The organism is Caulobacter sp., from assembly GCF_017744445.1.
GTDB lineage: Bacteria > Pseudomonadota > Alphaproteobacteria > Caulobacterales > Caulobacteraceae > Caulobacter.
This window is the reverse complement of record NZ_JAGIBH010000010.1, coordinates 143,183-159,875: the sequence shown is the minus strand read 5'-3', so window position 1 is coordinate 159,875 and position 16,693 is coordinate 143,183. Positions and strand designations below refer to the sequence as shown.

General features: G+C 67.5%; 16 protein-coding genes. 9 read left to right on the top strand and 7 right to left on the bottom strand.

What is annotated here, in order from left to right; genetic code table 11:
- Positions 1–280: 280 nt before the first annotated feature.
- The 5 genes from J7528_RS15710 to kduI form a co-directional block, all read right to left on the bottom strand.
- Positions 281–1,072 (bottom strand): IclR family transcriptional regulator, encoded by a 792-nt coding sequence (locus J7528_RS15710; RefSeq protein WP_291876200.1) that lies wholly within the window; start codon positions 1,070–1,072, stop codon positions 281–283.
- Between the two features lie 109 nt (positions 1,073–1,181).
- Positions 1,182–2,432, bottom strand: a complete 1,251-nt coding sequence (locus tag J7528_RS15705) for a DUF2264 domain-containing protein (RefSeq protein WP_291876198.1) — start codon at positions 2,430–2,432, stop codon at positions 1,182–1,184.
- Between the two features lie 10 nt (positions 2,433–2,442).
- A complete protein-coding gene (locus J7528_RS15700) occupies positions 2,443–3,633 on the bottom strand; it encodes a glycoside hydrolase family 88 protein (RefSeq protein WP_291876196.1) in 1,191 nt (396 codons plus the stop codon).
- The gene (locus J7528_RS15695; RefSeq protein WP_291876194.1) at positions 3,630–4,937 is read right to left on the bottom strand and encodes an MFS transporter; all 1,308 of its coding nucleotides are present in this window, start codon (positions 4,935–4,937) and stop codon (positions 3,630–3,632) included. The genes J7528_RS15700 and J7528_RS15695 overlap by 4 nt, the downstream gene beginning before the upstream one ends.
- A gap of 12 nt (positions 4,938–4,949) precedes the next feature.
- Positions 4,950–5,798 (bottom strand): 5-dehydro-4-deoxy-D-glucuronate isomerase, encoded by an 849-nt coding sequence (gene kduI / locus J7528_RS15690; protein ID WP_291876393.1) that lies wholly within the window; start codon positions 5,796–5,798, stop codon positions 4,950–4,952.
- Positions 5,799–6,138: 340 nt separating this feature from the next.
- Between kduI and J7528_RS15685 the strand changes: the two genes are divergently transcribed.
- Positions 6,139–7,110 carry an alpha/beta hydrolase gene (locus J7528_RS15685; RefSeq protein WP_291876192.1) on the top strand — a complete coding sequence of 324 codons (972 nt, stop codon included), beginning with the start codon at positions 6,139–6,141 and terminating at the stop codon, positions 7,108–7,110.
- Here J7528_RS15685 and J7528_RS15680 read toward each other — a convergent pair whose 3' ends face one another.
- Positions 7,111–8,019, bottom strand: a complete 909-nt coding sequence (locus tag J7528_RS15680) for an AraC family transcriptional regulator (protein WP_291876190.1) — start codon at positions 8,017–8,019, stop codon at positions 7,111–7,113. It abuts the gene before it with no gap.
- Between the two features lie 111 nt (positions 8,020–8,130).
- On the opposite strand from J7528_RS15680, the gene J7528_RS15675 reads away from it, so the two are divergent.
- A complete protein-coding gene (locus J7528_RS15675; protein ID WP_291876189.1) occupies positions 8,131–8,484 on the top strand; it encodes a carboxymuconolactone decarboxylase family protein in 354 nt (117 codons plus the stop codon).
- 67 nt (positions 8,485–8,551) lie between these two features.
- Positions 8,552–9,448 carry a LysR family transcriptional regulator gene (locus J7528_RS15670; RefSeq protein ID WP_291876187.1) on the top strand — a complete coding sequence of 299 codons (897 nt, stop codon included), beginning with the start codon at positions 8,552–8,554 and terminating at the stop codon, positions 9,446–9,448.
- A gap of 115 nt (positions 9,449–9,563) precedes the next feature.
- Here the strand turns inward: J7528_RS15670 and J7528_RS15665 are convergent, their stop codons facing one another.
- Complete coding sequence (locus tag J7528_RS15665) at positions 9,564–9,851, bottom strand: hypothetical protein (protein ID WP_291876185.1); 288 nt, start codon at positions 9,849–9,851, stop codon at positions 9,564–9,566.
- 244 nt (positions 9,852–10,095) lie between these two features.
- Here J7528_RS15665 and J7528_RS15660 point away from each other — a divergent pair, with 244 nt between their 5' ends.
- The 6 genes from J7528_RS15660 to J7528_RS15635 all read left to right on the top strand — a co-directional run bounded on the left by J7528_RS15660 (position 10,096) and on the right by J7528_RS15635 (position 16,693).
- On the top strand, positions 10,096–10,707 hold the full coding sequence (locus J7528_RS15660) for a glutathione S-transferase (protein ID WP_291876182.1): 612 nt from the start codon (positions 10,096–10,098) through the stop codon (positions 10,705–10,707).
- A gap of 27 nt (positions 10,708–10,734) precedes the next feature.
- A complete protein-coding gene (locus tag J7528_RS15655; protein ID WP_291876179.1) occupies positions 10,735–12,789 on the top strand; it encodes a pyridoxamine 5'-phosphate oxidase family protein in 2,055 nt (684 codons plus the stop codon).
- 32 nt (positions 12,790–12,821) lie between these two features.
- Positions 12,822–13,286 (top strand): nuclear transport factor 2 family protein, encoded by a 465-nt coding sequence (locus tag J7528_RS15650; RefSeq protein ID WP_291876176.1) that lies wholly within the window; start codon positions 12,822–12,824, stop codon positions 13,284–13,286.
- Between the two features lie 490 nt (positions 13,287–13,776).
- Positions 13,777–14,433: a hydrolase gene (locus J7528_RS15645; protein ID WP_291876172.1), complete on the top strand. Its 657-nt coding sequence runs from the start codon at positions 13,777–13,779 to the stop codon at positions 14,431–14,433.
- 59 nt (positions 14,434–14,492) lie between these two features.
- Entirely contained in the window at positions 14,493–14,753 is a 261-nt protein-coding gene (locus J7528_RS15640) for a DUF1427 family protein (protein ID WP_291876170.1), read from the top strand.
- 80 nt (positions 14,754–14,833) lie between these two features.
- Positions 14,834–16,693, top strand: a complete 1,860-nt coding sequence (locus J7528_RS15635) for an amidohydrolase (RefSeq protein WP_291876168.1) — start codon at positions 14,834–14,836, stop codon at positions 16,691–16,693.

Here is a 16,693-nt window from a genome sequence, read left to right as displayed (position 1 = left end):
ACTGGAGACGCGTTATGCGTGATGGCGCGGACTAGCCGCGTCGCAGTGCCCTAGACATGTTTCCTCGCATTCGAGCTTTTCGCTTCTGTCGATAGGCGTAACACATATCGAAGCGAGTCCACATATATCGGAACGCGGTTTGTCTGATTTTTTCGTCGCTGAAATGTTTCGACAGGCGCCGTTGCACGCCAGCCACATCAGACCTTTGAGCGTTTGACATACGAAAACACGCGCGCGGTCGCCCGCGCGCGTGCTCAAAGGATCCGACGATGTCGCGGGATCAGCGGTAGCCGAACTCGGCGCTGATCTTCTGGGTGGTTTCCTTGACGTAGTCGGCCACGGCCTTGATCCGCGCGTCGTCCATGTACTGGGCGATCGACGACACCGAAACGGCGGCGATGATCTTGCCGCCCATGTCGCGGATCGGCGCGGCCACGCAGCGGATGTGGTCCTCGTTCTCGTCCAGATCCATCGTGTAGCCCAGGCTGCGATAGCGGGCCATGACGTCCAGCCACTGACGCAGGTCGTAGCGATAGCGCGGGAAGGTCGCCGCCTCGCGCAGGAACACTTCGCGCAACACCTCTTCGCTCTCGTCCAGCAGTAGGGCCTTGCCCAGGCCAGTGTGGCGCAGCGGCTGGCGCTCGCCGATCACACAGCGCACCTCGATGCGGCGGGTGCCGGGGATCTTGTCGATATAGTGGACCTGGTCGCGCTCCAGCACGCCCAGGTTCACCGTGTCGCCCGTGTCGACCGACAGCTGGCGCAGATGATCATGGCTGACCCGCGTCAGGGTGATCTGCTGCGACGCCGCATAGCCCAGCTCCAGGAGCTTGGTGCCCAGGGCGTAGCCTTCCCGCGTCGAGAACGACAGGAACCCGGCCTCGACCAGGGTCGAGGCCAGGCGGTGCACCGTCGTCTTATTGAGGTCCAGCGACTTGGCCATCTTGCCGAGCGTTGTGTCGCCCTTGGCCACCCGGCTCAGAACCTCGAGCCCCTTGAAGAGGGTCTGGGCGCCGGCATTGGCCCGCGCCGAGGCGACCTCTTCCACATCCGCCGTGGCGATGTCCTTCATATCAACCGTTCATGCTGGCCCGATGGCGACATTGCCTCGAGCCGTCCCGAATAGTGATACGCCCCTCACAGGGCAATACAAGCCTGACACCGGTGTCGGAACTCATATCCTAGTAGTCGACGGCGTAGTCCTTGAGGAACGGCTGTCCCGAGAATGCCAGCTTCTGGGTCCAGGGTTGGGCCGGGGTCGTCCAGAAACTGTCATTGGCCGGCAGGCCCAGGGCCAGGAAGCCCTCGCTCGTGATGTACATGCTGCCGTTGTTTGAATACCAGTCGCCCAGGGCCGGGTTGTGGCCGACCAAGCCGATCGTCAGGAAGCCGTCCGGCGTGAAGTTGCTGGCCTGGCTGAACACCGCCTTGTGCACGGCGGTCAGCGCGGCCCGCACCTGGCCCTCGGTCAGTTTCGACGACAGTTGCTTGCGCTTGGCCATGAAGGCCAGCGGCTGGAAGGCCGCGGTGCGATAGGTCAGCGAGCGGCCGAACGGCGGGAAGGTCCCCTCTGGCGAGACCAGGCGCTCCAGATGTTCGGAATAGCGCTGGGCGCGCTTGACGGCCAGCTCGCGCCACTGGGTCAGGTTGTCGTTCCAGAACGGGGCCTTGTTGGCCTCCATGACCTCCAGCACCTGGATCATCATCGGGTGCATGACGAACGAGTTATAGTAGTCGAAGTGGAACTTCTCGCCGTCCTTGATCCAGCCGTCGCCGACGTACCAGCTGCTGATCGCCCGCACGGCCAGGCTCATGCGCATCGGGTCGTATTCCTCGCCGATCTGCATCAGGAAGGCTTCGTTCATGGCCGCGAACAGCAGCCAGTTCGTGATCGGAGGATTGGCCCGGCGCAGCCCCTTGATCTCGGCGACGATGCGCTTCTTGGTCGTGGCGTCCAGCGGATCCCACAGGGTCTTGGGCGCCCGCAGCAGGGCCTGGGTGTAGTAGGACGAGTCCACGAGCGCCTGCCCCGTGCCGCCCCAGGCCAGGTAGTCGGGGCTGCTGGGATCCACCGAATGGACATAAGCCTGCACCGCCTGGTCCTTCAGGCGCTTGCGCACCTTGCCCTCGGCGGTGTCGTCGTCGGGCAGCGCGAGCCACGGCGAGACGCCCGAGATGAGGCGGCCGAAGCACTCAAGATAGGCCACGTTGCGGTCGCGGCCGTCCCAGGTGGGGCTGAGCTCCAGGGGGAAGGTCTTCTTCAGCTCGCCCTTCGACATCGCCGCCAGCACCGGGCTGGCGATCTTTTCCAGCAGGCCCGCCATGTAGGCGCGGTCGTCGACGGCCGCGGGCTTGGCGGCATTGGCCGCGCCGGCGGAGCCCAGGGTGGCGGCGCCGACCAGGGCCGCCTTCATGAAGTCGCGCTTGTGCATGGTCGCCCCCTTAGCGAGTCGGTTTCAGATCAAGATCGGCCATCGCCGTCGCGGCCAGCAGGAAGGCCCCGACGCCGTAGAACTGGGTGTCCTCGTAGCTGACGCTTTCGGGACGATCGCCGATCGGCTGCACCCAGCCGAACTTGCCGTCCGGATGCACCGCGCGAGACAGGGCGCCCCAACCCTTGCGGATGGTCGGCTCGTAGGTCGCGCGGTCCAGCAGGCCGGCCTTCACGCCCCAGGCCAGGCCGTAGGTGAAGAAGGCCGTGCCGCTCGATTCCGGCAGCGATTTCGCCGGATCGGCCAGCAGCGACGGCGACCAGTAGCCATCGGGCTTCTGGATGGTCTTCAGCTTGGCGGCCATTTCCTTGAAGACGGTCTCCATCCGCACGCGATCGGGATCGCCCGGCGGCAGCATCGGGATCACCCGCGCCAGGCCTGCCACGACCCAGCCGTCGCCCCGGCTCCAGAACACCTTCTCGCCGTCCGGGCCACGGCGGGTGAAGAACCGCGAGTCCCGGTAATAGAGGTGCTCTTCCTTGTCGTAGAGGTAGTCGGTGGTGGCGGCGAATTCCTTGCGGGCATAGGCGGCGTATTTCGGATCGCCGGTGACGGCCGACAGCTCGAACCAGGTGGCAGGCGCCATGAACAAGGCGTCGCTCCAGCACCAGCGCTGGTCGCAGTCGACGCCGCGCGGGTCGGTATATTCGGCGTGCTCCAAACCAACCTTGGGCGGATAGGCCAGGATGGCGTCGAAACGCTGGCGCAGCGGGGCGATCGCCGCGTCGCCCGCGCCGTGCTTGGCCGCCCACAGATAGGACTGGCCGATGACGTGCTCGTCGGCGTGGTAGAAGCGCTTGCCCAGCGCCCACTTGTTGGCCGCGCCGCGCGCCAGGATCGCCTGGCGATAGGCGGTGTTGTCCGAGCGATCGGCCAGGTCGCGCAGGCCCACGAACAGCGCGCCCTGCACCCAGCCGGCCGGATCGACGGTGTCGCGCGCGGCTTCCGGCGGGATGTAGCCGGCGGCCATGGTGGCCAGCTGGTAGTCGGCGACCCGCTCGGCCAGGCGCAGAACGTCGGCGCGTCGCCAGGGCGTCTCGACGCCCTGACCAACCTGAGCAGCGGGAGCCTGGGCCGAAGCGGCCATGGGCAGGGCGCTCAGGGCGGCCAGGCCCAGGGTGAGTCCAGCGATGACCTTCATCGGGCGGTTTCCTCTCCGGTTCGTGGTGTCAGGTCCTCGGCCCGTACCGGACGGAGCCTTGGCGTCAGCAGGTGGATCAGAAGCAGGGCGACCAGATAGGCCCCGCCGGCGACCATGAAGATCGGTTGGTACGAGCCGAGCGCCTCGAGCACGCGGCCGTTGAAGGTGGTCATCAGCATGCCGCCAATCGCGCCGGCCGCGCCGCCCAGCCCGATCACCGAGGCGACCGACTGGCGGGGAAAGAGGTCCGACGGCAGGGTCATCAGATTGGCCGACCAGGCCTGGTGGGCCGCCGCCGCCAGGGCGATGATCGCCACCGCGCCCCACAGGTTGTCGACGAACTGCACCAGCACGATCGGCGTCACAGCCAGGGCGCAGGCCAGCAGAGTCCACTTGCGCGCCGCATTCGCTGATCTTCCGGCCTTCATCTGCCGCGACGAGCTCCAGCCGCCCAGGATCGAGCCGATGTCGGCGACCAGGTAGATGGCGATCAGCGGCGGGCCGAACGACTTCAGGTCCAGGCCGTGCCGCTTGTTGAGGAAGTCGGGCAGCCAGAAGAGATAGAGCCACCAGACCGGATCGGTCAGGAACTTGCCAACCGCATAGGCCCAGGCCTCGCGCCGCCGCAGCAGCGTCCGCCAGGGCGTGCGGACCGCGACCTCGTCCGTCCGGCCATCCTGGATGTAGGCCAGCTCGCTGGCCGAGATCTTGGGATGCTGCTCGGGCGAGCGATAGACCAACAGCCAGGCGACCAGCCACAGCAGGGTGATCAGGCCGGTGGCGATGAACGCCGCGCGCCAGCCGAACGCCAGGGTCACGGCCGGCACCAGCAACGGCGTGACGATGGGGCCCAGCGCCGTGCCGGCGTTAAACAGGCCGACCGCCTGGGCGCGCTCCTTCTGCGGGAACCACTCCGACACCGCCTTCAGGCTGGCGGGGAAGGCGCCGGACTCGCCCAGGCCCAGGCTGAACCGGGCCAGCGCGAACTGGATGACGGTGTGGGCAAAACCGTGGGCGATGCTGGCCGCCGTCCAGACCACGAAGGCGACGGCATAGCCGATACGCACGCCCAGCAGGTCGATCGCCCGACCAAAGGTGACGAAGCCGATCGCATAGGCCAGCTGGAACCAGAAGACGATGTTCGCATAGGCGACCTCGGTCCAGCCCAGGTCCTTCTGCAGGGTCGGCTTCAGGATGCCGATCATCTGCCGGTCGATATAGTTGATGCCGATCGCCAGGAAGAGCAGCGCGCAGATCAGCCAGCGATAACGCGTGGCGGGCTTGTCCGACAAGGCGATGGTCATGGCGCGCGCTCCCTATCGCAGCTGGCAGAGATCGACGGGGGTCATGTCCTCGTAGTCGAGGTTTTCGCCGCCCATCGCCCAGATGAAGGCATAGGCGTGGGCCCCGACCCCCATGTGCACCGACCAGGGCGGGCAGATCACCGCCTCCTCGTTGGCGATCACCAGGGTGCGCAGCTCGTCGGCCTCGCCCATGAAATGCAGCACCCGCTCGGTCTCCGGCAGGCGGAAGTAGAAATAGGCTTCGGAGCGGCGGTCATGCACGTGCGGCGGCATGGTGTTCCAGACGCTGCCCGAGCGCAGGATGGTCAGGCCCATCAGCAACTGGGCCGAGGCGCAGACCCCGGGGATGACCATCTGGTAGATGATGCGGTGATTGGCGGTGTCCTGCGTGCCGCGCTCCAGCGGGATGGCGGCGGCGGTGGACAGGGCCTTGGTCTCGAAGGCGGCGTGGGCCGGGGTCGAGGCCAGGTAGAAGCGGGCGGGGTTGGCGGGATCGTCGCTCTCGAACCGCACCTCGACCGCGCCACGCGTGATGTACAGGGCGTCCAGCGGCGCCAGGGCGAAGACCTGGCCGTCGACGACGATGCGCCCCGCGCCATGGCCGACATTGACGACGCCCATCTCGCGCGCCGCCAGGAACGGCTTGCCGGCATGGGACGGCGGTTCGGTCTGAACGGGCAACGCCAGCGGCTGGTCCAGCGGCGTCGCGCCGCCCAGCACCAGACGCTCCTGGTGCAGATAGTTCAGGGTCAGCGCGCCGGCGACGAACAGGCCGTCGACCAGGTAGCGATCGCGCAGGTCCTGGTTGCTGGCCCCGGCCATCATGTCCGGATGGGTGGCGTAGAAGACTCTGTCGTAGATCAAGCCAAAGTCCCCGCCCCAACGTGCCCCGGCGTGTTCGCCGGTAGCGGGGCGGCGTCTTAAGGTCCGCCCGATGCGATTTTCTCGCAAAACTATATTCGGAACGCAAGTCCACAAATCGGAACGGTAGCCGATCTACGACTAAAAAGACCGATTTCCGTCACGGACTTTCACACTTTGTCACACAAAAGTGGAACGGCGATCGCGTCGCTCAGAATTGTGAATTGCGAAATAATCCCTTCCACAATGCGCAGATTAAAGAAATCTGACGCAGCAATATCTTCCTCGTCATGAGGCGACGACGACAGACGGTTCGGCCTCACTCAAGAGGAGATCCGACATGAAGCGCCTGCTCGTTCCGTTCCTGCTGGCCACCGCCAGCCTGGCCCCGATGGCCTCCGCGATCGCCGCGCCCAAGGCGCCGGTCGCCGTCGAGCGCCTGGCCCCGCCGGTGGTTCACTATCGCAGCGCCACCATTGATGGCGTGAAGATGTTCTACCGCGAGGCCGGTCCCGCCAACGCCCCGGTCGTCGTGCTGCTGCACGGCTTCCCGACCTCGTCGCACATGTTCCGCAACCTGATCCCGCTGCTGGCCGATCGCTACCACGTGATCGCGCCCGACTATCCGGGCTTTGGCCAGAGCGACGCGCCGGACCACACGAAGTTCGAATACAGCTTCGGCCACTTCGCCGACATGACCGACACGCTGCTGACCCAGCTGAAGGCCCAGCGCTACGCTCTCTATGTGATGGATTACGGCGCCCCGGTCGGCTACCGCCTGGCCATCAAGCATCCCGAGCGGGTCAGCGGCCTGATCGTCCAGAACGGCAACGCCTATGAAGAAGGCCTGCGCGAGTTCTGGAACCCGATTAAGGCCTACTGGGCCGACGGCTCGGCCGCCCACCGCGAGGCGCTGTCGGGCGTGCTGACCCTGGACACCACGAAATTTCAGTACACGGACGGCGTGAAGGACGTCAGCCGCATCAGCCCCGACAACTGGACCCACGACCAGGCCCTGCTGGACCGCCCCGGCAACAAGGACATCCAGCTGGACCTGTTCTACGACTACCGCACCAACGTGCCGCTGTACCCGCAATTCCAGCAGTTCTTCCGCGAGCGCAAGCCGCCGACCCTGGTGGTGTGGGGCAAAAACGACCAGATCTTCCCGGCGCAGGGCGCGCTTCCCTACAAGCGCGACCTGCCCGACGCCGAGATGCACCTGCTCGACACCGGCCACTTCGCCCTGGAGGACAAGCTGGACGAGATCGCCCCGCTGATCCGCGACTTCCTGGACCGCAAGGTCGCCAAGTAACTAGCCCCGCCGGATCGCGCCGGGTCGTTCGCCGAAGCGTCGGTGGACGGCCCGGCTGAAGGCGCTTTCGGACTGGTAGCCCAGCTCGGCCGCGATCTGGGCTATCGACTGGTCGCCACGCCGTAGCCGCTGGCGGCCCAGGTTCAGGCGCAGCTCGCTGAGGAACCCGAGCGGCGACTGGCCGGCGATCTTGCGGAACTGCCGCACCAAGGTGGCCCGCGACGCGCCGGCGAGATCGGCCAGGGCGTCCAGGCTCCAGTCCTCGCCCGGCTCACGCAGCATGGCCAGAGTCGCCGCCGCCGTGGCGCGATGGGCCAGCAGAGCCAGCAGACCCTCGGCCGGCGGATCGGCCTCTAGATGGGCGCGCAGGAACATCACGAACAGCGCGCTGGCCAGGTCCATGGCGATGGCGACGGCCCCAACCCGCGCCTGTTCGATCTCGTCGTGCATGGCCGCGACTAGGCCCACGAACCGGGCCTGGGAGGCATCCTGCCCCGCCCGCAGCACGATCACGTCCGGCAAGGCCGAGACCGGCAGTTGCGCGGCGGTGGCCTCGAAGTGCAGCAGGCCGCAGATCAGCTCGGTGTCGGGCGCGCCGTCGCCCGCTTCTTTGATCCGGATGGCGTTGTGATAGCGGGTCGAGATCGGCCGCGTCGCCTGCTCGGCGGTGATCCGGGGACGCAGGACGTGGGCGTCGCCGCGCGGCAGCAGCAGGATGTCGCCAGCGCTCAGCACCACCGCCTCACGTCCCGTCGGCGTCACGACGCACTGCCCTTTGGCGACGATATGGAACTGCGCGGCCGCCGAGGCCTCGTGCTCCACCCGCCAGTCACCCCCGAACCGGCAGTAGTCCTCCAGCTCAGGCCGGACCCGTAGAAGCGCCGCCAGGTCACTCAGAGCATCGCTCATCGGCACTTTCTCCGCCCGAATGATCCGCACGGTCATAAGGACGCGTCGCGCGGGCATCAAGCGAGGACCGCTGGAGGCTTAGCTTTCTCGTCACAGCAAGAGGAGGCCCACATGGCCATGCATGACTGGAATGGATATCGCAAACAGATCGGCGCCGCGGTCGGCGAGGTCGGCAAGCTCAGCCCCGGGACGGTGCAGGGTTACGTCGCCCTCAGCCAGGCCGGCGCCAAGACGGGCCTGCTGGACGCCAAGTCCCGCGAGCTGATCGCCCTGGCGGCGGCCGTGTCCCTGCGCTGCGACGGCTGTATCACCGTCCACGCTGAGGAAGCCCGCAAGCACGGCGCGTCGAGGGAAGAGATCGCCGAGGCCCTGGGCGTGGCGGTCGCGATCGGCGCCGGCGCCAGCCTCGTCTACACCACCCGCGCGCTGGACGCCTTCTCCGAAGCCGTGAAGGCCGCCGGCTAGGCGACCCAACTAGGCGGCAGGCGGCGGCGCTGACTATAACCGCGAGGACAAGGGAAAGGCGGGCGTCATGGATCGCTGGCAGGCGATGAGAGTGTTCGTGAAGGTGGCCGAGACCAAGGGTTTCGCCGAGGCCGCGCGACACCTGCACATGAGCCCGCCCGCCGTCACCCGCGCGGTGGCGGCGCTGGAGGAGACCATCGGCGCGCGTCTGCTGACCCGCACCACGCGCTCGGTCACCCTGACCGACGCCGGGGCGCGGTTCTTCGAGGACTGCACGCGGATCCTGGCCGACCTGGCCGAGGCCGAAGCCAGCGCCGCTGGCAGCTTCGCCAAGCCCAGCGGCGTGCTGACCATCACCGCGCCGGTAATCTTCGGCCACCGCTACATCCTGCCGATCATCATGGATTACTTGGCCGAGCACCCGCAAGTCAGTGTCCGCACCCTGTTCGTGGACCGCATGGTCAACATCGTCGACGAGGGCGTCGACCTGGCGGTGCGCATCGGCAACCTCTCCAATTCCGGCTTCAGCGCCCTGCGCGTCGGCGCGGTGCGGCGGGTGATCTGCGGCGCGCCCGGCTATTTCGAGAAGAACGGCGTGCCGGCCGCGCCGGCCGACCTGGCCAACCATTCGGTGATCGCCACGACCAGCGCCTGGGCGTCGTCGGAATGGCGCTTTGGCCAGAACGACAAGACCATCGTCCATGTCTATCCGCGCCTGTTCTGCAACACCAACGACGCGGCGCTGCAGGCGGCGATCGCCGGGTTCGGTCTGACGCGAGTGTTATCCTATCAGGTCGCCCCCTCGCTGGAGTCGGGCGAACTGCAGACGGTGCTGTCGGCCTATGAGGAAGCCCCTCTGCCGATCCATCTGGTCCACCCCGAGGGACGGCAGGCGCCGGCCAAGGTCCGCACCTTCATCGACTTCGCCGCCGAACGGCTGCGGGCCGACCGCCTGATCAACTGACCTAGAGCAGGCCCATCCACGAGATGGCGTCGACCGTCTGCCCCTCGGCGAGCCCGGCGAAGACGTCGTGCAGGAAGGTCTTGGCCCTCTTGCGGAAACGGAAGCGGGGCATCGCTCAGTCCTCCCGGGCCAGGGTCAGCAGCGCCCGGATCTGACCCGCGCACAGGCCGACGCGCTCGGCCCGGCCGCGCGCCGCGTCGGTGGCGACGCCGGCCCTCAGCGCCAAGGCCAGGACGATCGCGGCCTGGGCCTGGATGTCGAAACTGCGCCCCTCGCGGGCGGCGTCGATCTCGGCTCCGGTCAGGCCGGCTTGCGAGGCCTCTTCCGCCACGGCGAGTTCGGTTGGGAACAGGGCCAAGCGGACCTGCACGGCCAGCTTCGGGTTCAAGTCTGCGGGGGTCATCATCCTCTCCGGCGGGGGTGGCCGATGAGATCGATATGAGCCTCGTACGTGATCGGAAGAACGCGGATCCGGCGGAATGGATTGTTCCGCCGATCGAAACACGAGGCGATCTCGCCATCGACAATTTCATCAAGCGGAATAGTGCCTTTACCCCATCGCGGCTTCAGCACAGCCGGGGAGGCTCTAGTTTTCGGGACATCGGATGGACGCCGTGTCCAGCCGCCTCGCTCCAAAGGACACGACGATGCGTCTCCACTACTTCCCGCTCTCGGGCCACGCCCACCGCGCCCAGCTGTTCCTGTCGCTGATCGGCGTCGAGGCCGAACTGGTCGAGGTTGACCTGGCTGGCGGCGCCCACAAGACGCCCGCGTTCCTGAAGCTGAACCCGTTCGGCCAGGTGCCGGTGCTGGAAGACGGCGACATCGTCATCGCCGACTCCAACAGCATCCTCGTCTATCTGGCCAAGAAGTACGGCAAGACCGACTGGCTGCCGGAAGACGTCGTCCAGGCCGCCCAGGTGCAGCGCTGGCTGTCGGTCGCCGCCGGCGAACTGGCCTACGGCTCGGCCGCCGCCCGCCTGGTCACCGTGTTCGGCGCCAAGCGTGATCCGGACGAGGTCATCGGCCGCGGCCACGCCCTGCTCAAGACCCTGGAAGGCCTGCTGAGCCAGCACGACTGGCTGGTCGCCGACCGTCCGACCATCGCCGACGTCGCCCTCTACAGCTACACGGCCCGCGCGCCGGAGGGGAATGTCGACCTCGAGCCCTATCCCGCCGTCCGCCAGTGGCTGGCCCGCATCGAGGCCCTGCCGGGCTTCGTGCCGTTCGCCCGCACGCCGGTCGGCCTGGCCGCCTAGCGCCGCCTTATTGCCAGGGAGAGCGCCATGACCACGACTGAGATCGAAAAGCCCTCTCCCTGGCATCGCGGCGAGATCGAGATGCAGCGCGCTGTCGGCGTCGACAAGCGCATGGACGAGATCGGCCGCCGGGTGCTGCGCGACTACCTGCTGGACCAGCACCGCCAGTTCTTCCCGCAGCTGCCGTTCCTGGTGGTCGGCGCCGTCGACCCGACCGGCGCGCCGTGGGCCACGATCGTCGCTGGCCAGCCGGGCTTCATCAGCTCACCCGACATCCACACCCTCGCCATCGCCGCCGTGCGCCAGCCCAGCGATCCCGCCGATGCGGGCATGGAGGACGGCGACCCCGTCGGCCTCTTGGGCATCGAGCTGCACACCCGCCGCCGCAACCGCATGAACGGCACGGTCCGCCGCCAGTCCTACGGCTTCGACGTCACGGTCGGCCAGAGCTACGGCAACTGCCCGCAATATATCCAGCTGCGCGACTTCGACGTGGTCGGCGATCCGGCCGCGCCCTATGGCGGCGAAGTAGAGACCTCCGACATCCTGGACGCCGAGGCCCGCCGCATGATCGGCGCGGCCGACGCCTTCTTCGTCGCCTCCTATAGCGACGAGAACGGTCGGCAGGTCGACGTCTCGCACCGGGGCGGCAAGCCCGGCTTCGTGCGGATCGGCGACGACGGCGTCCTGACCATCCCCGACTTCGCCGGCAACCTGTTCTTCAACACGCTGGGCAACATCCGGCTGAACGGCAAGGCGGGCCTAGTCTTCGTCGACTTCGCCAGCGGCGACCTGCTGCAGCTGACCGGCGAGGCGGAGGTCGTTCTGGACTCGCCCGAGATCGCCGCCTTCCAGGGCGCCGAACGCCTCTGGCGCCTGCGGCCGACCCAGTTCGTGCGCCGCCGCGCCGCTCTGCCCGTCCGCTGGAGCACCCGCCACGACGGCGCCTCGCCCAACGCCCTGATCACCGGCGACTGGGACGAAACCGCCGCGCGCCTGAAGGCGGCCGCGCTGGCCAATCAGTGGCGACCATTCCGGGTGCGGAAGATCACCCAGGAAAGCGCCACCATCCGCTCGTTCGAGCTGGAGCCCGCCGACGGCGCGGTCGCCATCCCGCACCTGGCCGGCCAGCACCTGCCCATCCGCGTGCAGCCGCCCGGCGTCGAACGGCCGGTGATCCGCACCTACACCCTGTCGGTCGCGCCCTCGGACCCGTTCTACCGGATCAGCGTCAAGCGCGATGGCGTGGTCTCGCGATATCTGCACGACCACATCCGTGAAGGCGACCTGATCGAGGCCCGCGCCCCGGCCGGCGACTTCACCATCGACGCCTCGGAGAAGCGGCCCGCCGTGCTGCTGGCGGCCGGCGTCGGCATCACCCCGATGATCGCCATGGTCCGCCACCTGCTGTTCGAAGGCTTCCGCAAGCGCGGCATTCGCCGGACCTACATCTTCCAGGCCGCGCGAACCAAGGCCGAGCGAGCCTTCGACGCCGAGCTTTCGGCCCTGGTCGAGGCCACCGGCGGCGCGATGCATCTGACCCGGATCCTCAGTGACACGCAGGGGGCCGATCCCGACGACTACGAGCTGTTGGGCCGCCTGGACATGGACGCCCTGCGGGCCGAATTGCCGTTCGACGACTACGACTTCTATCTGTGCGGCCCGCCCGCCTTCATGCAGGCGGTCTATGACGGCCTGCGCGGGATGAACATCGCCGACCAGCGCATCCATGCCGAGGCGTTCGGCCCGGCCTCGATGCAGCGCACGCCCGACGTCGGCGCCGCGCCGATCCCGGCCGGCCCGCCGCCCGCGACCACCGCAAAACCCGTCTTCTTCCTGGAGTCGTCCAAGGAAGCCCGCTGGGAGCCCGGCTCAGGCACGCTGCTGGACCTGGCCGAAGCGCGCGGGCTGCAACCGGAGTTCAGCTGCCGGTCCGGAACCTGCGGCTCGTGCAAAACCAGGATCGTGCAAGGCGCGGTCTCGTACCTGAAGCAACCTGCGGCCCAGGTGGGCGACGACGAGGCGCTGATCTGCTGCGCTGTCCCCGCCGCCGAGGGCGAAGCGCTGCAATTGGCGCTGTGATCCCTATCTAGACCTCGAACCCGGAGTTCCCCATGTCCCGTCCGCCACTACCCCCGTTCACTCGCGAAACAGCCATCGAAAAGGTCCGCCTGGCCGAGGACGGCTGGAACAGCCGCGACGCCGCCAAGGTCGCCCTGGCCTACACCACCGACACCCGCTGGCGGAACCGCGCCGAGTTCCTGAACGGCCGCGATGAGGCCCAGGCCTTCCTGACCCGCAAGTGGGCCAAGGAACTGGACTACCGCCTGATCAAGGAGCTGTGGGCCTTCGAGGGCGCGCGCATCGCCGTCCGCTACGCCTACGAATATCACGACGACAGCGGCAACTGGTTCCGCGCCTACGGCAACGAGAACTGGGAGTTCGACGCCGACGGCCTGATGCGCCACCGTCACGCCAGCATCAACGAACACCCGATCACCGAGGCCGACCGCAAGTTCCGCTGGCCCCTGGGCCGCCGCCCGGACGACCATCCGGGGCTGAGCGACTTCGGGTTCTGACGACAGGGCGCCTAGCCCTCTTCTATTTCAGCGTCGCCTTCAGGTTCCGCCGCGCGGATCGATGAAGGCGTTCAGCACCTGGGCCTCGAGGGGCCGCGATCGACACGCGCCGGGGCGGCCCGCTGGTTCTGACCAGGATCCGCTTCGGCGTGACCGATGCGATGCGCCATCAGCCGCGACAGCTCATCTGAGCTGAAATCTCCAGCTCCCCTCGCGAGCGAAGCCGCCTTCGCGTCGGAACCGTTCAAGCCGGCCCAGTGGGTCTCGGCACTATTCCAGTTCAGACGACGCGGGCCGAGATCTTGGCCATCTCGACGCTCGGGGTACGCCGACGGCGTGCGCCGTCGATTCCGACGAGTCAAAGAAATGGAAACGATGAATTTCCACCATTTCCATTTCGCGACCAATCGATCGAGACGAAAGTCACCTCATCGGAACAAACGCGGCGGCCCGCAACGGTGCGCCGAAAGCCCAAGACAAGGATCCAGCCATGACCGTCCAAGCCAAGGCCACCCCCGGCGCGCGCCTTCTGACCCCGACCGACCACACCCTGATCATGATCGACTTCCAGTCGCAGATGGCCTTCGCCACCAAGTCGATCGACGCCAGCCTGCTGCGCACCAACGCCGCCCTGGTGGCGGGCGCCGCGGCCGGCTTTGGCGCCTCGACCATCCTGACCACGGTCGCTGAGAAGAGCTTCTCGGGCCCGATGTTCCCGGAAGTCACCGCCCCCTTCCCCGGCAAGACCCTGCTGGACCGCACCTCGATGAACAGCTGGGAAGACGAGGCGGTGATCGCCGAGGTCAACGCGATCGGCAAGTCGCGCATCGTGCTGGCCGGCCTCTGGACCAGCGTCTGCATCGTTGGTCCGGCCCTTTCGGCGCTTGAGCAGGGCTTCGAGGTCTTCGTGATCACCGACGCCTGCGGCGACGTTTCGGACGAAGCCCATGAGCGCGCCGTCACCCGCATGGTCCAGGCCGGCGCCCAGCCCATCACGGCGCTGCAGTACCTGCTGGAAATGCAGCGCGATTGGGCCCGCGGCGAGACCTACGACCTGACCACGGGCCTGGCCAAGACGTTCGGCGGCGCCTACGGCTTGGGCATCATCTACGCCAAGTCCATGTTCGGCGCCTCAGAAGGCCACTGACGCAAGTCAACGGGGCGGGTCGACCGCCCCGCCCACTTTCTCGAAGCTTGAGCGTCGTCATGAAACCCTATCTGCTCTCTTTGGGCGCGGGCCTGCTGGTCGGCGTGATCTATGCACTGCTGAACGTGCGTTCGCCGGCTCCGCCAGCCATAGCCCTTTTGGGCCTGCTGGGCATGTTGCTGGGCGAACAGGCGGTCCCGATCGCCAAGCGCCTGACGGCCAAGGCCCCGGTCATTTCCTACCTCAAGACTCCCGAATGCGCCGGTCAGGTGCTGGGTCCGCAAGCCGTTGACCCGCAACAGACCGAGCGCCAGGCATGACCCCTCTCAACCGTCGCAAAGCTGTCGCGCTCGGCGCGGCCTTCCTTTCCAGTCCCGCTTTCGCCCGGAGTCCCGGCCCGATGTCCTCCCAAGCCGACCTGCTGCTGATCAACGGCAAATTCACGACGCTCGACCGGAGCAATCCGCGCGCCGACGCCGCCCTGGTCCGCGACGGCAAGTACGCCGCCGTCGGCGAAGAAGGCGAGGTCCGCGCCGCCGCAGGTCCCAACCCGACGATCATCGACCTGAAGGGCCGTCGGGTGATCCCCGGCCTGATCGATAGCCACATGCACATCATCCGTGGCGGCCTGAACTACAACATGGAACTGCGCTGGGACGGCGTGCCGACCCTGGCCGACGCCATGGCCATGCTCAAGAAGCAGGCCGCCAACACCCCGCCGCCGCAGTGGGTGCGCGTCGTTGGCGGCTTCACCGAGCACCAGTTCGTCGAGAAGCGCCTGCCCACCCTGGACGAGATCAACGCCGCCGCGCCCGAGACGCCGGTGTTCATCCTTCACCTCTATGATCGCGCGCTGCTCAACCGCGCCGCCCTGCGCGCCGTCGGCTACACCAAGGACACGCCCAACCCGCCAGGCGGCGAGATCCAGCGCGACGCCTCGGGCGAGCCCTCGGGCCTGCTGCTGGCCCAGCCGAACGCGACGATCCTCTATGCCACCCTGGCCAAGGGTCCCAAGCTGCCGCCCGAATACCAGCTGAACTCGACCCGTCACTTCATGCGCGAGATGAACCGCCTGGGCGTGACCGGCGTGATCGACGCCGGCGGCGGCTTCCAGAACTACCCCGACGACTACGAGATCATCGAAAAGCTGCACGCCGACGACCAGTTGACCCTGCGCATCAGCTACAACCTGTTCACCCAGAAGCCGAAGGCCGAGCTGTCGGACTTCCAGTCCTGGTCCAAGCAGGTCAAGCCCGGCCAGGGCGACGACAAGTACCGCCACAACGGCGCGGGCGAGATGCTGGTCTACAGCGCCGCCGACTTCGAGGACTTCCGGGTGGAGCGTCCCGAGATGCCGGCCAACATGGAAAGCGACCTGGAACCGGTGATCCGCCACCTGGTCGAGAACCGCTGGCCCTGGCGGCTGCACGCCACCTATGACGAGACCATCACGCGGGCGCTGGACGTCTACGAGAAGGTCAACCGCGACATGCCGTTCGACGGCCTGCACTGGTTCTTCGACCACGCCGAGACGATCAGCGAACGCAACATCGACCGCATCGCGGCCCTGGGCGGCGGCATCGCCGTGCAGCACCGCATGGCCTATCAGGGCGAGTACTTCATGGAGCGCTACGGCGCGAAGGCCGCCGAAGCCACGCCGCCGATCACCAAGATGCTGAAGGCTGGCGTACCCGTCGGCGCCGGCACGGATGCGACCCGTGTGGCCAGCTACAATCCTTGGGTCTCGCTGAACTGGCTGGTGACCGGCAAGACGGTGGGCGGCACGCGCCTCTATCCGCCGGCCAACCGCGTCGATCGCGAAGAGGCCCTGCGCCTGTGGACCACCGCCAACACCTGGTTCTCGAACGAGGAAGGCAAGAAGGGCCAGATCGCCGTCGGTCAGCTGGCGGACTTGGCCGTGCTCAGCGATGACTACATGACCGTGCCCGAGGACGAGATCCCGCACCTGTCGGCGGTGCTGACCCTGCTGGGCGGCAAGGTGGTCCACGGCGAAGGCGATTTCGGCAAGCTGGCGCCTGTTCTGCCGCCGCCGATGCCCGACTGGTCGCCGGTGCGCACCTTCGGCGGCTATCAGAACCGCTCCAAGCGCACGGCCATGGCGCTGGCTTCGGCCTGCGGCTGCGCCAGCAGCTGCAATGTCCACGGCCATGACCACGCCTCGGCCTATACGCGGGAAGCTCCGACCAGCGATGCGCGTTCCTTCTGGGGCGCCATGGGCTGCGGCTGCTGGGCGGTTTGA

Excerpts from the sequence above, each read along its gene's own strand:
- J7528_RS15710 (WP_291876200.1), bottom strand. The coding sequence starts at position 1,072 with ATGAAGGACATCGCCACGGCGGATGTGGAAGAGGTCGCCTCGGCGCGG.
- J7528_RS15705 (WP_291876198.1), bottom strand. The coding sequence starts at position 2,432 with ATGCACAAGCGCGACTTCATGAAGGCGGCCCTGGTCGGCGCCGCCACC.
- J7528_RS15700 (WP_291876196.1), bottom strand. The coding sequence starts at position 3,633 with ATGAAGGTCATCGCTGGACTCACCCTGGGCCTGGCCGCCCTGAGCGCC.
- J7528_RS15695 (WP_291876194.1), bottom strand. The coding sequence starts at position 4,937 with ATGACCATCGCCTTGTCGGACAAGCCCGCCACGCGTTATCGCTGGCTG.
- J7528_RS15685 (WP_291876192.1), top strand. The coding sequence starts at position 6,139 with ATGAAGCGCCTGCTCGTTCCGTTCCTGCTGGCCACCGCCAGCCTGGCC.
- J7528_RS15680 (WP_291876190.1), bottom strand. The coding sequence starts at position 8,019 with ATGAGCGATGCTCTGAGTGACCTGGCGGCGCTTCTACGGGTCCGGCCT.
- J7528_RS15675 (WP_291876189.1), top strand. The coding sequence starts at position 8,131 with ATGGCCATGCATGACTGGAATGGATATCGCAAACAGATCGGCGCCGCG.
- J7528_RS15670 (WP_291876187.1), top strand. The coding sequence starts at position 8,552 with ATGGATCGCTGGCAGGCGATGAGAGTGTTCGTGAAGGTGGCCGAGACC.
- J7528_RS15665 (WP_291876185.1), bottom strand. The coding sequence starts at position 9,851 with ATGACCCCCGCAGACTTGAACCCGAAGCTGGCCGTGCAGGTCCGCTTG.
- J7528_RS15660 (WP_291876182.1), top strand. The coding sequence starts at position 10,096 with ATGCGTCTCCACTACTTCCCGCTCTCGGGCCACGCCCACCGCGCCCAG.
- J7528_RS15655 (WP_291876179.1), top strand. The coding sequence starts at position 10,735 with ATGACCACGACTGAGATCGAAAAGCCCTCTCCCTGGCATCGCGGCGAG.
- J7528_RS15650 (WP_291876176.1), top strand. The coding sequence starts at position 12,822 with ATGTCCCGTCCGCCACTACCCCCGTTCACTCGCGAAACAGCCATCGAA.
- J7528_RS15645 (WP_291876172.1), top strand. The coding sequence starts at position 13,777 with ATGACCGTCCAAGCCAAGGCCACCCCCGGCGCGCGCCTTCTGACCCCG.
- J7528_RS15640 (WP_291876170.1), top strand. The coding sequence starts at position 14,493 with ATGAAACCCTATCTGCTCTCTTTGGGCGCGGGCCTGCTGGTCGGCGTG.
- J7528_RS15635 (WP_291876168.1), top strand. The coding sequence starts at position 14,834 with ATGTCCTCCCAAGCCGACCTGCTGCTGATCAACGGCAAATTCACGACG.